Annotated in this window: 17 protein-coding genes and 2 pseudogenes; 16 read left to right on the top strand and 3 right to left on the bottom strand. The window is 58.0% G+C overall.

Annotated features, from left to right (window positions below; all coding sequences use genetic code 11):
- The first annotated feature begins 27 nt into the window (after window positions 1-27).
- Together N7578_RS15935 and N7578_RS15930 are read left to right on the top strand one after the other, a co-directional pair.
- Window positions 28-951: a LysR family transcriptional regulator gene (locus N7578_RS15935; protein ID WP_311111259.1), complete on the top strand. Its 924-nt coding sequence runs from the start codon at window positions 28-30 to the stop codon at window positions 949-951.
- 112 nt (window positions 952-1063) lie between these two features.
- Window positions 1064-2341 carry an amidohydrolase family protein gene (locus N7578_RS15930; protein WP_311111258.1) on the top strand — a complete coding sequence of 426 codons (1278 nt, stop codon included), beginning with the start codon at window positions 1064-1066 and terminating at the stop codon, window positions 2339-2341.
- 17 nt (window positions 2342-2358) lie between these two features.
- On the opposite strand, the gene N7578_RS15925 is transcribed toward N7578_RS15930, so the two are convergent.
- Both N7578_RS15925 and N7578_RS15920 read right to left on the bottom strand, forming a co-directional pair.
- Window positions 2359-2679 carry a ferredoxin family protein gene (locus tag N7578_RS15925; protein ID WP_311111257.1) on the bottom strand — a complete coding sequence of 107 codons (321 nt, stop codon included), beginning with the start codon at window positions 2677-2679 and terminating at the stop codon, window positions 2359-2361.
- A gap of 304 nt (window positions 2680-2983) precedes the next feature.
- Window positions 2984-3904, bottom strand: coding sequence for a LysR family transcriptional regulator (locus N7578_RS15920; RefSeq protein ID WP_311111256.1), 921 nt, complete (start codon window positions 3902-3904; stop codon window positions 2984-2986).
- Between the two features lie 130 nt (window positions 3905-4034).
- Between N7578_RS15920 and N7578_RS15915 the strand changes: the two genes are divergently transcribed.
- The 4 genes and pseudogenes from N7578_RS15915 to N7578_RS15900 all read left to right on the top strand — a co-directional run.
- Complete coding sequence (locus N7578_RS15915; RefSeq protein WP_311111255.1) at window positions 4035-4844, top strand: type 1 glutamine amidotransferase domain-containing protein; 810 nt, start codon at window positions 4035-4037, stop codon at window positions 4842-4844.
- A gap of 76 nt (window positions 4845-4920) precedes the next feature.
- Window positions 4921-5217, top strand: coding sequence for a putative quinol monooxygenase (locus N7578_RS15910; RefSeq protein ID WP_311111254.1), 297 nt, complete (start codon window positions 4921-4923; stop codon window positions 5215-5217).
- A 30-nt stretch (window positions 5218-5247) separates the two neighbouring features.
- The gene (locus N7578_RS15905; protein ID WP_311111253.1) at window positions 5248-6255 is read left to right on the top strand and encodes an aldo/keto reductase; all 1008 of its coding nucleotides are present in this window, start codon (window positions 5248-5250) and stop codon (window positions 6253-6255) included.
- Between the two features lie 84 nt (window positions 6256-6339).
- Window positions 6340-6585: pseudogene (locus tag N7578_RS15900) on the top strand (IS481 family transposase); the annotation flags it as partial.
- 239 nt (window positions 6586-6824) lie between these two features.
- Here N7578_RS15900 and nikR read toward each other — a convergent pair.
- Window positions 6825-7223 carry a nickel-responsive transcriptional regulator NikR gene (nikR, locus tag N7578_RS15895; RefSeq protein ID WP_311111252.1) on the bottom strand — a complete coding sequence of 133 codons (399 nt, stop codon included), beginning with the start codon at window positions 7221-7223 and terminating at the stop codon, window positions 6825-6827.
- 169 nt (window positions 7224-7392) lie between these two features.
- Between nikR and nikA the strand changes: the two genes are divergently transcribed.
- The 10 genes and pseudogenes from nikA (at window position 7393) to N7578_RS15845 (ending at window position 16802) form a co-directional block, all read left to right on the top strand.
- Window positions 7393-8973: a nickel ABC transporter substrate-binding protein gene (nikA, locus tag N7578_RS15890; RefSeq protein ID WP_311111251.1), complete on the top strand. Its 1581-nt coding sequence runs from the start codon at window positions 7393-7395 to the stop codon at window positions 8971-8973.
- Between the two features lies 1 nt (window position 8974).
- Complete coding sequence (gene nikB / locus N7578_RS15885; protein ID WP_311111250.1) at window positions 8975-9919, top strand: nickel ABC transporter permease subunit NikB; 945 nt, start codon at window positions 8975-8977, stop codon at window positions 9917-9919.
- Window positions 9916-10788 carry a nickel ABC transporter permease subunit NikC gene (nikC, locus tag N7578_RS15880; protein ID WP_311111249.1) on the top strand — a complete coding sequence of 291 codons (873 nt, stop codon included), beginning with the start codon at window positions 9916-9918 and terminating at the stop codon, window positions 10786-10788. Before nikB ends, nikC begins: the two co-directional genes overlap by 4 nt.
- On the top strand, window positions 10785-11573 hold the full coding sequence (gene nikD, locus N7578_RS15875) for a nickel import ATP-binding protein NikD (protein ID WP_311111248.1): 789 nt from the start codon (window positions 10785-10787) through the stop codon (window positions 11571-11573). The genes nikC and nikD overlap by 4 nt, the downstream gene beginning before the upstream one ends.
- Complete coding sequence (gene nikE, locus N7578_RS15870) at window positions 11570-12379, top strand: nickel import ATP-binding protein NikE (RefSeq protein WP_311111247.1); 810 nt, start codon at window positions 11570-11572, stop codon at window positions 12377-12379. Before nikD ends, nikE begins: the two co-directional genes overlap by 4 nt.
- Window positions 12380-12794: 415 nt before the next feature.
- Window positions 12795-13823 carry a 2-dehydropantoate 2-reductase N-terminal domain-containing protein gene (locus tag N7578_RS15865; protein ID WP_311111246.1) on the top strand — a complete coding sequence of 343 codons (1029 nt, stop codon included), beginning with the start codon at window positions 12795-12797 and terminating at the stop codon, window positions 13821-13823.
- Between the two features lie 35 nt (window positions 13824-13858).
- The gene (locus tag N7578_RS15860; RefSeq protein ID WP_311111245.1) at window positions 13859-14440 is read left to right on the top strand and encodes a TetR/AcrR family transcriptional regulator; all 582 of its coding nucleotides are present in this window, start codon (window positions 13859-13861) and stop codon (window positions 14438-14440) included.
- Window positions 14440-15041, top strand: a pseudogene (locus N7578_RS15855) (2-hydroxychromene-2-carboxylate isomerase). Before N7578_RS15860 ends, N7578_RS15855 begins: the two are co-directional and overlap by 1 nt.
- Before the next feature lie 82 nt (window positions 15042-15123).
- The gene (locus tag N7578_RS15850; RefSeq protein ID WP_311111244.1) at window positions 15124-15429 is read left to right on the top strand and encodes a hypothetical protein; all 306 of its coding nucleotides are present in this window, start codon (window positions 15124-15126) and stop codon (window positions 15427-15429) included.
- Window positions 15426-16802, top strand: a complete 1377-nt coding sequence (locus N7578_RS15845; protein WP_311111243.1) for an FAD-linked oxidase C-terminal domain-containing protein — start codon at window positions 15426-15428, stop codon at window positions 16800-16802. The genes N7578_RS15850 and N7578_RS15845 overlap by 4 nt, the downstream gene beginning before the upstream one ends.
- The last annotated feature ends 19 nt before the right edge of the window (window positions 16803-16821 follow it).

Here is a 16821-nt window from a genome sequence, read left to right as displayed (position 1 = left end):
GCGCACCGATGCTGACCGGAGATCACCATGCATGCAAGCATCCTGAAATATTTTACGGAGGTCGCGCGATCCGGCTCTATCCGCAAGGCGTCGGAAGAGTTGAATGTCGCGACATCTGCTCTGAGCCGGCAGATCAAAAAATTGGAAGATGAGCTGGGAACTCCGCTGTTCGAGCGGTTTTCCGATGGCCTCCGGCTGACCATGGCCGGAGAAATCGTACTGCGCCATGCCCGCGAAACGCTGCATGACTATTTGATCATGAAATCCGATCTTGGCGACTTGACCGGAAAAAGAACCGGACGGGTTCACATCGCCTGTCTTGACAGTCTGACAGTGCAGTTTTTGCCGGACTTTGTCCGTGGCTTTCACGCGCGCCACCCGGCTATCGATTTCCGCGTGAGGACCGAGAGCTACAATAATATCTTCCGGTTTTTGACGGAGGGTGATTGCGACATCGGCGTCACATTCGATCTGGCTCGCCCCAACGATATCGAGTGCGTCTTCAACGTCAAAATGCCGTTAATGGCAATCGTTGCCGCAGGCCACCCGTTATCGAGGCAAAAGAGCGTTACGCTACAGGAATGCGCCCAATTTCCGCTTTTGCTACAGCTCGATAACGAGGTGATGAGTTCGATGATCGCCGTGGAACTCGGCGCGCTCGATCGTGTCAGTCGCACATTCGTCGCCACCAATAGCCAGATGATGCTGAAGCCACTGATCCTTTCTGGTTCCGGCGTGGCATTCTTCACCCCGCTTGGCTTTCTTCGCGAGCTTGAGGCCGGTGAAGTTGTCGCGATCCGCATCTCCAGCTCGCGGGTTAACAATATTGAGGTCGGCATTGTCACTACACGGCGTCGGCAACTGACACGGGCGACCGAGCTTGTTATCGAGCATCTGAGCACCGAACTCGAAGACTTCACATCCAGATTAAAAGTCTACATAGGGGAATAGCCTGATGAAGCCGCGTTTCTTGCATGTCCCGGATAAGGGCGACGCAATATTTGAAGACATGCAGTGCGCTTCCCTTTCGGAACAGTCGGGTGCTCGGGACGGCGATCTGATAATGCCAGCTCCGATTAACGCACATGACCACGGCTACGGAATCCGGACACTCGATTTTGCCGCGCTGGACGACGCACTGGAAGTCTGGATCCCCTGGCTGCGTCTGCGCCCACGCACAGACCCTTATCTGGAAGCGCTCGTCGCATGCTCCCGGCTGGCGCTGAACGGCGTTGGTGGAACGATGCACTGCCACAACTCCCTGAATGCGGAAAGCCTTATTACAGAGGCAGCACTCGTGTGCAAGGCGGCATCGGATGTTGGCATCCGGCTTGCACTTTCCTGTCCGATGCTTGACTTCGATCCGTGGGCCTATGGCGGCGGTCCACCGCAGCTCAGGCCGTTTATGTCGGCAGACGAATGGGGCGCAGTTGAGGAGACTATCCCCCGTTACGCGTCGATTGCGCGCCAACTGGAGGCTGCAGATATTGTCGCAGCCGAAAATACAGGCGGGCTTATTGATATTCAGTATGGTCCGATCGGGCCGCAATGGTGTTCGAATGCCCTGCTTGAAGCCATCGCAGAAGCATCTGCAAACAATAACCGACGTGTGCACATGCACCTGCTGGAAAGCCCACGGCAACGCGCCTGGCTCGACCGCCGGTTTCCGAATGGCGTCGTCAGATATCTTGATGATATCGGCTTGCTTTCTCCGCGGCTTGCCGTTGCGCACGGTGTACAGCTGACGCAGGCCGAATGTGAATTGCTGGCCGAACGTGGTGTACAACTGGTGTCGAACCCGTCTGCCAATCTGCGCCTGCGGTCGGGTATAGCACCCGCATCAGACGCGATGCGCGCCGGTCTGAAAGTCGCCATCGGTCTGGACGGAACGGGGTTGGATGACGATCAGGATCTCTGGCGTGAGATGAGACTTTTTCGCCTTCTGCAGGCAGGGTGCGACCTGGATGAGAAAATGACAGCGCAGACCACATTAAAAGCCGCCATTCATTGCGCAGCACAGGTCATCAATGCACCACCCGCCCGAGACCTTGTCTGTATCGACTATCGTGGCCTGACGCGGGATGCGATTTTCACGGATGCCGATGTGCCTGAGACGCTCATGACGCGAATGACCGGCCGGTATGCCAGAGGGCTGATTGTCGATGGATCGACCGTGATGAAAGATCGCAGGCTGGTCAATGTGGATTTTGATAATGCCCGTAGCGAACTCCGCGCCCAGGCAAAAGCGGATCTGCCACGGCTCGAAAAGCAGCGTGGTCTGGCAAAGTCACTCTCCGATGCGACCCGTCGGTATTATCGTGAACAGATGGCCGACGCATAGCTCTGCCTGAAGACCGCCTATTGTCCGAACTGCTCCACCTGCGGATGATCTATGGCGGTAGAACGCCACTTTTCCCACCCGCCGGGTGAGCCGATATTGCTGATGTCGGCACTGAAGAAGTCGCGGTTGATAGCCATAAAATCCTTTCGACCTGCAGCAGCCTCATCCGAAAGAATGGCATCGACGGGACAGACGGACAGGCAAAGTCCGCAGTTAATGCACTCGTCGGGGTGAATGTAAAACATCCGGCCACCCTCATAGATACAATCCACCGGACAGACCTGTGCACAGGCACCATCCTTGACGTCGATACACGGCTCCGTGACGATATATGCCATTGAAATTGCTCCTTTTTGACATAATGCCAAAGGGAAATGTTCTTGAACAGACCAATGTTTAGCAGGCTATGTTGCCGAAATGGCAATGCACATCCCTGCGTTTCAGTAAATGGATGCACTGATCCAGATAGGACTGCTTCACTGCTGATTGCATGGAGAGCCGTGGATTCGAGAGAGGCCTGGTGAGGGCCAAGCTCTTGAAGGTATAGAACTGACGACGGGTAGACAAAATAGCGTGAATGTCTGAGTACGCATGCTGTGTGGCATAATGGTATTTAATGGCACGACTCGAAGTCCTAGAGAGTCATGCTTTCAATGCCGCATCAGCCGATACTGTTTTCGCGACATCAGTTACTACCGCCCTCAGCCAGCGATGGGCTGGATCGTTGCGGTAACGGGCATGCCAAGCCATCTCTACGGGGAACGTGCCAAGATCGACCGGTGCCGGCACCACCTTTAGGCGCGGATCCCGCGCAAGCCCGCGGCAGATGAGGCGCGGCAGCGTCGCACAGTAATCCGTCACCGCGATGATTTCGGGCACGGCCAGAAAGTGGGTGACCGAAACCGCCACGTCACGCTTCACCCCTTGCCGGCCGAGCGCCTGGAACAGGCCAGCGCGTAGCCTGCCCGGCGGCAGGACGTTCACATGCATCATCGCTTCATACTGCTCGCGGGAAATGCTGCTGGATATCTCCGGGTGGCCCGCCCGGACGACGCAGGCAAGCCCGTCATCCATCAGATGCTGCACCACGAGGTTGTCCGGCGGGTCGATGATCCGGCCGAGGACCATTTCCGTGGTGCCGGATACAACGCCGGTTTCCGCAAGATCGCTGCCGTAAGGAACGAGCCGGAGCTTGATGCCTCCCGCCAGCTCCCGCAGCCGGGCGACAACCGACGGCATGAGCACGAATTCCACATAGCTGTTCGATGCCAGCGTGAAGGATCGCGTCGCCTTGGCCGGATCGAAGTCCTGTTGGCCTGTGATCAGGTCGTCAAACTGCGCGAGTGCTGCACCGATCATCGGCGCCATTTCCTCGGCAAGCTGAGTCGGCCGCATGCCATAGCGCTCGCGGATGAACAGCGGATCGCGCAACGTCTCGCGAAGACGGTTGAGCGCATTCGACAGCGCAGGCTGGGTGATGCCCAGCCGCTCGGCGGCGCGGGTGACGTTCCGTTCTTCCATCAGCGCCACGAAGACGGGCAGCAGGTTCAGGTCATATCGCATGGAGTTATAATGCCATGTGAATATCTGGAATAAAATAAATAAATTTCCGAAATGTATTGGCCGGGAGCATAGTCAGCACATCCGAAAAGGATGGCAACCAAGCCTCACGGCAAACCTGATGGAGACTAAAATGAGCAAGGGTAAACTTCTTCTGATCGGCTCCAACGCCACACGCATCGAGGTCCAGGGCGGCCGCACCGGCGCCACGGGCCAGTATCTGAATGAAACCGTCGTGCCGGCCATGGCAGCAGTCGACGCCGGTTACGAGATCGTTCTCGCTACGCCAAATGGCACCAAGCCGCATATCGACGAGGCATCCGACAGCGCTGACCATTTCGAGGGCGACGAGGCGGCTTATCGCCGCGGCAAGGCCTACTACGCCAACGATCCGGCCATGAATGCCCCTCGCACGCTGCGTTCGGTCATTGAGGAGGGCCTTGACAACTATGTAGGTGTCTTCGTTCCCGGCGGCCAGGCTCCGGTTGTCGACCTGATGCAGGATGCCGATCTCGGCGAGATCCTCCGCCACTTCCATGACAAGGCCAAGCCCACCGCGCTTCTCTGCCACGGTCCGATCGCGGTTGCCTCAGCCATGCCGCATGCCCGTGAATTCCGCGCCGCTCTTGTTACCGGTGCGCCTGAAAAGGCCAAGGAATGGGCGAAGGACTGGCAATACGCCGGTTACAAGATGACGGTATTCTCCAATACGGAAGAAAAGGTGGTGGAGGACTATATCCTGCACGCCAAACTGTATTTCAATGTGGTCGATGCCCTTGAGATCGCTGGCGCGGAGGTGATTACCACGACCGTTAATTTCGAACCTAACGTCATCGAAGATCGTGAATTGATCACCGGCCAGAACCCGCGTTCTGACAAGCAGCTGGCCGCCCGGCTGGTCGCTGCCCTCGACCGTTCGCTCGCTGCGGCGAGAGCCGCCTGAACGGTTCTACGGCATGACGGGGCGTCGAAAGGCACCCCGTCCGCCAAAATCATCCACTAAATTACTGGAGGAACAAATGTCCGCCCCCGTCAAGATCATGGCAATCCTCGCCGCACGGCCCGGCCGGGCCGAAGACCTCAAGGAATTATTGTTCGGCATGGTGGATGCCTGCCGCGCCGAACCGGGCAACCTTCGCTGGGACGTCTGGCAGGATCAGGCCGACCCCACCCGCTTCGTGCTCGATGAACTTTATACAGACAAGGCCGCGGTCGCCGCCCATCGCGAGACACCGCATTTCCAAAATTATTTCTCGAAGATCAACGATATCGCCGAACGGACCGCTCTTGTGCTGAATGCGGTACAGGTCGCCTGACTCGGCAGACGCAAACAAAGGATCAAGACAATGGCAATCAAGGATATCCTTCCGAGCAAGCTCGGTTTCGGCGCGGCCCCCCTCGGCAACATGTTCCGCGACATTCCCGAAGCGGAAGCGCGGGCAACCGTAGAAGCCGCCTGGACCGACGGCATTCGTTATTACGACAACGCACCCTTCTACGGCGCCGGCCTGGCGGAAATCCGCATGGGCGAAGCATTGGCCGGCAAGCCGCGCGGGGAGTATGCGATCAGCACCAAGGTCGGCCGCATCATCCTCGATGAGCTCGAAGATGTCAGCGCCCGCGATCTCGGGGAAAAGGGCGATGTGTTCAAATACGGCCGCCCCAACAAGATCGTCAACGACTACTCCGCCGACGCGACCCTGCGCTCGATCGAGGACAGCCTGAAGCGGCTGAAAACCGACTATATTGATATCGCCTTCGTCCATGACGTTGCGCAGGATTTCTATGGCGACGAATGGCTTGATGTTTTCGAAACCGCCCGCAAGGGTGCCTTCAGGGCGCTCGACAGGCTGCGCGACGAGGGCGTGATCAAGGCCTGGGGCCTGGGCGTCAACCGCGTCGAGCCGATCGAACTTCTGCTCGAATTGCAGGAACCCCGGCCGGATGGCTTCCTGTTAGCCGGTCGCTATACCCTGCTCGACCATGATCGCGCCCTGCAGCGTGTCATGCCCACTGTCTCCGAACGGGGGCTCGGCATCGTGGTCGGCGGTCCCTACAGTTCCGGCGCGCTGGTCGGTGGACCGAATTTCGAATACGCACCAGTAACGCCGCCGATGAAGGAAAAGATCGCCCGCATCAAGGCAATCGTCGATCGTTACGGCATCAGCATGAAGGCAGCCGGCCTGCAGTTCTCGCTCGCCAATCCGGCCGTCGCTGCGGTCATTCCCGGCGCCAGCCAGCCGAGCCGCATCGCCGAGGACCGGGCAGCTCTTCAGGAAACCGTCCCGGCGGATTTCTGGCAGGAATTGCGCGAAGGAGGACTTGTGAGCTCTGCTGCCCCTTTGCCCGCCTGAATGAAAGGCAAGGCATTCAGACCCTAGGTGTTTAGTCCCACGGTGTGATGGCGTATCATTATCGCGATCACAGAGGGACACTCTGTGGGCCAATTTCTTCATGGCAGCGCCAAGACCATGCACGCCATTCGAGCAGAGTTACAGCGATCGAAAGCTCCAGCCGCGACGCTCGCGCGGCGGTACGGCATCAACGAAAAAACAGTGAGGAAATGGCGATCTCGGCCAGGCGTCGAGGATGACGCGATGGGTCCCAAAGAGCGCAGAAGTACGGTCTTGTCGGCGCTTGAAGAAGCCGCGATTGTTTCATTGAGAGTTCAGGCTCGGCTACCCGCCTACAACTACGCCAAACAACTCAAAGCCCTGAGATTCGGAACACCGTTCGAAGCCATCAGGCAACTCAACGATAAAAAGCCGGAAATCGTCATTCGAACCCCAAGCCATGACATGCTAGGACCAAACAACTAGAGGACGCCGACCGAAGCGTTCAAGGCTCATTTGCTGGAACAGGCCTGATCCCTACCCTGCAAACCGGCATGATGTACCTGGCTAAGCTTCTCCAATGCCGTTTATCACGGCGGCAGTACCACCAGCGTCCCGTGGGTGACATGCCGTTCGGCCTTCACATGATCCGCAAAGTGCCGAACCTCATCCGTCTTGCCTTTCAAAATACTGACTTCCAGGCATCGGTCATGGTCGAGATGCACATGCATGCTGGCGACCGAGATGTCATGGTGATCGTGGTGGGTGTTGGTGAGCTTCCGGGCGAGATCGCGAGCACTGTGATCGTAGGTGTAGCTCAGCACTCCAACACAGGTATCCAGTTGCCCCTCTTCAACAGAGGCTTGCTGTAGCCCGGCGCGGGCAAGGTCGCGCAGAGCTTCGGAACGGTTCTGGTATCCCTTGACCTCGATCATCCGGTCCAGCTCCGCCATCAGGTGATCGTCGATGGTGATGGTGATCCGCTGCATCGGTTTCCTTCCAGGCGTTAAACTCTCTGATCAGGCCTGTTTTCGACTCCAAAAATCACTTTGTCCATCCGAGCTACGGTAAATAGCGTATGTTCTCGTTGACGAAGAGTGCAGTATGCGATTTTTTACAAATCATCATACTCGACAATCTTTCGCCAAAGGCTCTTTCATGTCGAAGAACAGGTTTCGCGGGCTGGCGCTCGCCTTTGCGCTTGCCTCCGCTGCTTTTGCCTCCAGCGCTCACGCCGACCCGAAACTGAACTTCTCCTGGCCGATGAATGTTGGTCCACTCAATCCGCACCTCTATTCACCGAACCAGATGTTTGCCCAGAACATGGTCTATGAACCACTGGTTCGTTACAGCGCTGATGGAACGGTTGGACCCTGGTTGGCGCAGTCGTGGGAAGCTTCGCCGGATGGCAAGACCTATACGTTCAAATTGCGGGAGGACGTGACGTTTTCCAGCGGTGAGGTCTTTGATGCGGCGGCGGTCAAGGCAAACATCGATGCCGTGTTGAAGAACCGGGCCCGGCATAGCTGGCTTGAGCTTGCCAACCAGATCGTCGCTGCCGAGATCCTCGATACATTCCGCGTCCGGATTACGCTCAAGGATGCATATTATCCACTATTGCAGGAACTGGCACTGCCTCGCCCTTTCCGCTTCGTCGCACCTTCGCAGTTCAAGAATGGTGGCACAGTCGACGGGATTGCTGCGCCGATTGGTACAGGTCCCTGGAAGCTGACCGAGACGAAACTGGGCGAGCGCGATGTGTTTACGCGCAACGACGGCTACTGGGGTACCAAGCCCGCCTATAGCGATGTAACCGTGAAGGTGATCCCTGATCCGAACACCCGCGCCATCGCATTCGAGACAGGTGAGATCGACCTGATCTACGGGACTGACGGACATATTTCCCCGGATACATACGAGCGCTTCCAGAAGATGGGTATCTACACGGCAGAGCTTTCCGCCCCGGTTGAAACGCGCGTTCTGGCGATCAATACCAACCTCGGAGCAACGAAAGACCTTGCCGTCCGTCAGGCAATCAATCATGCGGTCGAGAAGGATAGGATGATCGCCACTGTTCTATACGGCACGCAGAAGCGTGCGGATACCTTGTTCGCGGACAATGTTCCTTACGCCAATATCGGCCTCAAGCCCTACGCGTTCGACCGAGCCTTGGCGGCACGCATTCTGGATGAAGCGGGCTGGCTTGCCAGGGCGAGCGACGGAATCCGGGAAAAGAGCGGCGAACTTCTAAACATCGAACTCTGCTTTGTCGGTACCGACGCGGTCAGCAAGTCCATCGCCGAGATCGTGCAGGCCGATCTGCGCAAGGTCGGTATCGACGTAAAACTGACGGGCGAAGAAGAGAGCAGCGTTTATGCGCGTCAGCGGGATGGTCGTTTCGGCATGATATTCAACCGGACCTGGGGTGCACCCTACGATCCGCATGCCTTCGTCAGTTCCATGCGTGTACCTTCCCACGCCGATTATCAGGCGCAGCTCGGGCTTCCTGACAAGGCGGAGATCGACGCCAAGATAGGCCAGGTTCTGGTGTCCACCGACGAGACTGCCCGACAAAACCTTTACAAGGATATCTTCACCCGCCTTCACGAGGAGGCCGTCTATCTGCCTCTGACCTATGTGACGGCGATTGCAGTGGCAAAGCCAGAGGTGGGTAAAATCACTTTTGGCGCGATGTCGAGCGAAATACCTTTCGAGAAACTGGTCCCGGAGGCGAACTGACGTGCTTGCCTTCATCGCCCGCCGGATCATCCTGCTTGTCCCTATGCTGTTTGGGGCATCGCTGGTCATCTTCCTGATGTTACGGCTCGGTCCAAGCGATCCGGCCATGGATTATCTGCGCCTTTCAAAAGTGCCTCCGACGCCGCAGGCACTGGAAGATGCGCGCCAGATGCTGGGTTTGGACAGACCGATAGCGACCCAGTATCTCGACTGGCTGGGGAAGGCGCTTCGTGGTGATTTCGGGATATCCTTCGCGACCCAGAGGCCCGTCCTGCCGGACATCCTCTATTTTCTGCCCGCTACGCTGCAGCTCGCGGGCGTCGCGCTCGTCCTGACGCTTGGTTTGTCCATTCCGCTTGGCATCTGGGCCGCCCGCCACCGCGAAGGCTGGCAAGATCAGGTCGTCCGGGTCGTCGTCTTTCTCGGCGTGTCCATGCCGAACTTCTGGCTCGGTTTCCTGCTGGTTCTGGTGTTCTCCATACAGCTCGGCTGGTTGCCGCCCATGGGACGCGGGAGCCTAGCTCACCTCATCATGCCCGCCATAGCCATAGCCTTCATGTCGCTCTCCATCAACGCTCGCCTGCTCCGCGCGAGCATGCTGGAAGTGGCGGGACAACGGCATGTCCGATACGCGCGCCTGCGTGGCCTCTCCGAGCGTACCATCGAGCGGAGCCACGTGCTTCGAAACGCGTGGCTGCCGATCATCACGGCAACCGGCATGCATATCGGCGAGCTGATCGGCGGCACGCTGGTCATCGAAAGCATATTTGGCTGGCCTGGCGTTGGCCGTTATGCCGTTTCGGCTATCATGAACCGTGATTATCCGGTCATCCAGTGTTTTACGATGGTCATGGTGACGATCTTCGTTATCTGCAATCTGATCGTCGACATCGTCTATGCATGGGCCGATCCACGTATCCGCCTGTCCTCGGAGGGGGCGGAATGATGGATTCGGCTTCATCGTTTGTCACTCAAAAGGCCGGCATTTGGCAGCTCCCGCGCCGATGGCCCGTGCGTCTGGCCTGTGTTGTCGTTCTGCTGCTGTTCATTGCGGCAATCGCCGAACCGTGGATCGCGCCCTATGACCCGGACGAGGTCGAACTGATGCGGCGGCTGCAGTCTCCAAACCTCACACATTGGCTCGGCACCGATCATCTCGGCCGCGATATCCTCTCCCGACTGATTGCCGGGGTGCAGGTCTCGCTCGGCTCCGTGGCGATCACACTTGCTCTTATTCTCGCCTTAGGCATCGTCATCGGCGGTGCGGCCGGTTTTGTCGGAGGCAGGACAGATAAGTTCATCATGCGCGTCACCGACGTGTTTCTGACCTTTCCGACACTCATCCTCGCGTTGTTCATGGTCGGCATGCTGGGCACCGGACTCGCGAATGTCATCCTCGCCATCGCTCTTTCGCACTGGGCCTGGTACGCCCGAATCGTGCGCGGGATCGTCATGTCGCTCAGGCACCGGGATTTTCTGCTCGCCGCCCGAATGAGCGGCGCGGGACCGATCCGGACATTTGTCGAGCATCTTCTGCCGGCAACCTTCTCGCAGCTGGTGGTGCTGGCGACCCTCGATGTCGGCCATATCATGCTGCATGTGTCGGGCCTGTCCTTCCTCGGCCTCGGTGTTACTCCACCCACCGCGGAATGGGGCGTCATGATCAGCGATGCCCGACAGTTCGTCTGGACGGCGCCTATGTTGATCTTGTGGCCGGGGCTGGCGCTTTTCCTGAGCGTCATGGCCTTCAACATTCTCGGGGACGCCCTGCGTGACCGTCTCGACCCGCATCTCAAGGCGGAGCACAGCCATTGACCAGTAAAACCCTTTGCATCGAAGAACTGACCGCAACCGCCATGATCGACGGTCAGCGGCGTGTGCTCGTTGACAACCTTTCTCTCACGGTTCAGCGTGGCCGCGTTCTCGCTCTGGTTGGAGCGAGCGGTTCCGGCAAGTCCATGACCTGTTCGGCGGCGCTTGGTGTCATGCCGCCCGGCGTGACCATGATGCATGGACGCGTGACCATCGATGGCCAAGCGTACAATGCGGCGACGCTGAGAGGACGACATGTCGCCACGATCATGCAGAATCCAAGAAGTGCGTTCAATCCTGTCCGAACGATGCGCGACCACGCCGTCGAGACATTGCGGGCTCTAGGCAAGCAGAATTCTGACGCTGGGGACCGGATCGAACATTCGATGCGAGCGGCAGGGCTTGACGACATAAAGACCATTCTTGGGCTGCACGCCTTTGAGATGAGTGGGGGCATGTTGCAGCGTATGATGATTGCGCTGGCGCTTCTGAGCGAAGCACCGTTCCTGTTCGCAGATGAACCAACCACCGACCTCGATCTCGTCGTCCAGCTTCGCGTTCTGGAACTGATCGAGAAACTGGCAGAAGAACGGGGGATGGGCGTCCTTCTCATCACGCATGACATGGGGGTGGTTGCCCGGCTGGCGGACGATGTGGCGGTTATCGATCACGGCCGTCTCGTCGAACAGGCATCGGTGATGGATATTTTTCATAGGCCTCAACATCATGTAACGCGCACGTTGGTCAGCGCGCATCTCTCGCTCTATGGAATGGAGCCAAGCACATGAACCTGATCCGCGCCCAGAATATCTGCAAGACTTATCAGACCCATTCGCTGGTGGGGACGAGCAGCCGAAAAGCAGTCCTGCAGGATGTCTCGATTTCCATTCAGCAGGGCGAGACAGTGGCACTGCTGGGGCGAAGCGGTTGCGGCAAAAGCACGCTCGCCCGGCTTCTCGTCGGGCTGGAGCAACCGACATCTGGTGAGGTTGTGTTTCGTGGCAAGCCGATATCAAAGTTCGATCGTTTACACACGAAAGCATTTCGACGCGAGGTCCAGCTCGTTTTCCAGGATTCGCCGAGTGCGGTAAATGCTCGTTTCACGGTCCGGGCGATCATTGCCGAACCGCTACGGCACCTGACGTCGATGGACGAATTTCAGCGGGAGGAGCGCGTACGAGAGATGTTGAGGATGGTCGAACTGCCCTTGGACATCGCCGATCGGCTGCCAGCCCAGGTGAGTGGCGGGCAGTTGCAGCGGGTTTGCATAGCGCGCGCACTCTCCGTCAATCCTGAGCTGATCATTCTGGACGAGGCCGTTTCAAACCTCGACATTCATCTGCAAGCCTCAGCTCTCGCTCTTCTGGCACGGCTTCAGCGAGAAAACGGGATCTCCTATCTCTTCGTGACCCATGACCTGAGACTGGTCCGACGTTTTGCTGCACGGTGCATTATCATGGATGAAGGCCGGATCGTGGAGGAGATCGCATCCCAAGACTTCGATAGAGTAAAGCACCCGGCATCAAGAATTCTACAGGAAGCAGTGCTACCACCTTTGCCGGGAGTTGCGTTCGTCAGGAGTAATGTCTGCTGACGGCCGGTATGGGCGGAAAGCCAATAAGACTGAGGAAGAAAAACCGATGGGAGGGCTTCTCTACCTGCCTCGCTCCCTTGAAATATCCGCCGTAATACGCTCCGTAGCCGAGAAATTCGCGAATATATCTGCAACTAGGTTGCTGGGGAAACCAGTTGGTACCATCACAAAAAAACAGTGGTAAATCCTCTGATTCAAACGGTCTTGATTGCCTGCCGTTATCTTCGGATCACGAGATGCCCCAATAATTCGACGTCATTCAGAGGCCGGTGGAACGGCGCGGTCGTACAGCTGAAAAATAGAAGCATTATTTTCTATAAATTAACTGTAATAAGAACGACCTGTCTTTCTGCTTCGCGGCGCATGGAGTTAAGCTGTTTGATGTGAAGCGGGCGGATGTCGGAGCAGGAACCAAATGACACGATACATAATTGTCGGAGCAGGTGCGATCGGAGCAAGCCTTGCTGCGCAATTTGAACTCACCGGCATCAACTATGCACTCATCGGTCGCGGTGCCCAAATCGAGCATATCCGGAAATATGGCCTTCGTTTCCAGAGACCGTCCGGCGCAAGACAGCTCAGCCTGAACGCGTTTGATGTGAGCAGCCCTCCGGAACTCACTTCGGATGACGTTTTGCTGCTGACGGTCAAATCGCAGGACGCGGTCGGCGCCCTCGCCTTTTGGTCTTGGCGCCCGATAAAGGGTGAGAGAAACGGCGTTGCAGCAAGTCTTCCGATCGTCACTTTTCAGAACGGTCTGGCAACCGAGGCTGCTGCATTGAGGGCATTTTCCCGTGTCTATGGCGCAAGCATCCTGACCCCTGCACGTTTCACGAAGACCGGCGAGGTCGTGGTTGGCGGTGATCCGCAACTCGGTATCGTCACTATCGGTCGCTTTCCTGCAGGGCGTGATGCGACAAGCGAGCGGATTGTCGCGGACCTGACCCTTGCGGGTTATCTTGCGGAAAGCAGCGCGGACATCCGCCGGTGGAAATCGGCAAAGCTGTTGCATAACGTAAAAAACGTGCTCGAACTGTTCGATGGTGCGGTCGATCTCAAGACATCAATCGGCGAATCTCTGGTAGCGGAGGCTCGGGATGCCCTGCAGGCTGCGGGCTATACCTTCGCCTCGCCCGCCGAAAGGGCCGTCGACATCTCAAACTGGAAAATAGCACCGAACAGCGGCATCCAGCCCGGCCAACAATCCACATGGCAAAGTTTCACGCGCGGCGCTTCAAGTGAAGTCGACTATCTCAACGGCGAGATCGTTCTTCTTGGCCGCCTGCATGGGGTGCCAACGCCTTACAACGAGGCAGTTCAGGTGCTGACCGGCAAGCTGGAGCATGGCGGTGGCTTTTCCGGCGCGCTCCCGCTCCAGCAGGTGCAGGCGCTTGTCGACAGCTCCGATCAGGCAAGACAGCCAACCCGCGTTAGCGCAGTGTAAGCAGTACTTCCCTGCGATCAAATCAAAGCGATGCAATGACAGAAACCATTTCAGACCAGATCCTTAAGACCGCAAGTGCACTGTTTTATCGTGAGGGCATAAGAGCCGTCGGCATCGATCGCATCATTGATGAGGCGAACGTTGCCAAGGCAACGCTCTATAGGCACTTTCCTTCCAAAGATCATCTCGTCGCGGCCTATCTACAGGCCCGTCACAACGGGGTTATCCGTTCGCTCGAGGAAGTGCGACAGGCGGCAGGCACGCCGCGGGAACAGATTCGGGTGATTTTCGAAAGACTGCACGAAAAAGCCGACAGCCCCGAGTTTCGCGGTTGCGCCTTCGCGCTCGCTGTTGCCGAGCACGGTGATTCCGAACGCGTTGTTTCTGTGGCTCGCCACCATAAGACAAAGGTTCGGGAAATCTTCAACGCCATCATGGCAAGGGTGGCCAACCGGCCTGAACAGGCAGCCGCCCATCTCGCCCTCCTCTATGAGGGGGCTCTTGCGACCGTCGCTGTCGGGCGCGATCCGCAGGCGGTTCTCGTCGCCAGGGATTGTGCGTTGCAAGTGTTTGATATGGAAACATCTTCTCACCAGCCATCGCAAAAGCATCAGTAATGACAAAGACCATCGACTATTTCTTTAGCGTCGGTTCACCCTGGGCCTATATCGGCCTCGAAACGTTCGCCGCTCTGGCTCGAGAGCATGATGCGACGATCCGCCCGCACGTTATCCCGCTGATCGAAGACAATGGCGGCATTTACTCCCGCAACCGGCCAGAAGCCCGCCGTGCGTACTGGACAAAGGACTTGAAGCGCTGGGCCGCGGTGCGCGGCAAGGCGTTGAGCCTGGACAACCGCGACAGCCTCGCCGACCCGACGCCCGCGGGCCTGATGGTACTTGCCGCCATCCATTCCGGGCAAGACTGGCTGAAACTCACCGGCGCCCTCCAGGAAGCCTTCTGGGGACGCGGTGACGATATTGGCAACGCAGATGTGCGGCGTTCGATTGCCAACGCGGCAGGGTTTGACGGAGCTGCCTTGGACGAACTTGCTAAAAGCGACGCGATCCAGACGTCCCGCGACGTCGACTTTGAGATGGCCAAGACCTCAGGTGTGTTCGGTCTGCCAACCTATGGTTATCAAGGTGAACTTTACTGGGGGCAGGACAGCCTGCGTTCCTTGAACGCCATCTCAAGGGTGAAAAGCTGGTTGCCTGACCTCCTCCTGTCTTCGCGCTCCGCAAGACGCGAGCGTCATTTTCTGCCGCATCTGCTGCAAACCCTTTTTTCGGAGTCCTCGATGTTCCTCACCCTGCCTGGCCCTTTCGTCTCTAGCGGATGGCTGGCGACGCATCTGGACCATCCCGATCCGGTCAATCTCGACGTGGAATTGCTGGATGCCGCTGCAATCGCCATAGCATTCGGGGCCGTGCGGCTGGATCTGTCCCGTCCCGTGATCGCAAACTGCGGTTCGGGCGCGACGGAAGGGGCGCTTGCTTTCGGCCTGCATCTTGCCGGCAAAAACGCTGTCGTTGTTTACGACGGCTCCTGTATCGAATGGGGCTCACCGCGGAACACGCCGGTCGAAACGGGGGCTCGTGCGTGAGCGCGCTCCCGGCATCTCTGGCTGAAGCACTGAGCCAGCGGTTCTTGGACCGGTTCTCGGTGTCTCAGGCGCTGCGTGAACAGCATGGGCGCGGTGAATCCCACCACACGCCTGCCATTCCGGACGCAGTGGTCTTTGCCGAAACCACGGATGAGGTTTCCGAAATCGTCCGCCTTTGTGCGGCTGAAAACGTCCCCGTCATTGCTTTTGGCGCCGGCACGTCTCTGGAAGGACACCTTACTGCGGTGCGTGGCGGGGTTTCCATCGACCTGTCGCGCCTGTCGCGGATTTCCCGCATCAGCCCGGAGGATCTCGACTGCACGGTTGAGGCGGGTGTAACGCGTGAGCAGCTCAACAGCTACCTTCGCGATCTGGGCCTGTTCTTCCCCATCGATCCCGGCGCCAACGCCTCGATTGGCGGCATGGCCTCGACGCGCGCATCAGGCACCAATGCCGTGCGTTACGGAACCATGCGTGAAAACGTGTTGGGTTTGACCGTTGTGTTGCCGGATGGAAAGATCATCCGAACTGGTGGACGAGCACGCAAATCCTCGGCAGGTTATGACCTGACGCGGCTGTTCGTCGGCTCCGAAGGCACGCTCGGGATCATTACCGAGGTGACGCTGCGCCTTTACGGAATTCCGGAAACGATATCCGCAGCGCTTTGCTCGTTTGAAAATGTTGAACAGGCAGTATCGGCGGCGATCCAGGTCGTCCAGCTCGGTATTCCGGTCGCACGCATGGAGCTGATGGATCGCGGTCTGATCCAAGCCGTCAACACCTATTCCAACCTCTCGCTTACGCTTGAAGACACCCTCGCCTTCGAATTCCATGGCACACCGGCAAGTGTGCGGGAGCAGGTGGAAATCGTTGCCGAAATCGTCAGGGAGAATGGCGGTCGCGATTTCGAATGGGCCAATGCTCCCGAAGATCGCAACCGGCTGTGGAAGGCGCGACACAACGCGTTTTATGCCGTGGTGTCGCAGCGTGCCAACGCCAAGGGTTGGTCATCCGATGTCTGCGTGCCAGTGTCGGAGCTAAGTGGCTGCATTTTGAAAACGCGCGAACTGCTTGCCGGCTGCACCGTGCCCGCCGCCATTCTCGGCCACGTCGGCGATGGCAACTACCACGTGGTTTTTGCCGTGGACCCGAGCAATCAGACGGAACTTGATGAGGTTGCGGCCATCAACACGAAGATGGTGCAACATGCGATATCGGTCGGTGGTACCTCGACCGGCGAACATGGCGTCGGAACCGGCAAGATTGCCTATCTGCGGCAGGAGCACGGCGATGCGGTGGAACTCATGGCGATCATCAAGAACGCCATTGATCCCGGTGGCATCATGAATCCGGGAAAGATTCTTCCGCAATAAGGCATTGTTTGCGGAAGTT

It is taken from the genome of Agrobacterium tumefaciens (assembly GCF_031801495.1).
Lineage (GTDB): Bacteria > Pseudomonadota > Alphaproteobacteria > Rhizobiales > Rhizobiaceae > Agrobacterium > Agrobacterium tumefaciens_K.
The sequence above is the reverse complement of the archived record's forward strand: the minus strand, read 5'-3'. Positions and strand labels throughout refer to the sequence as shown.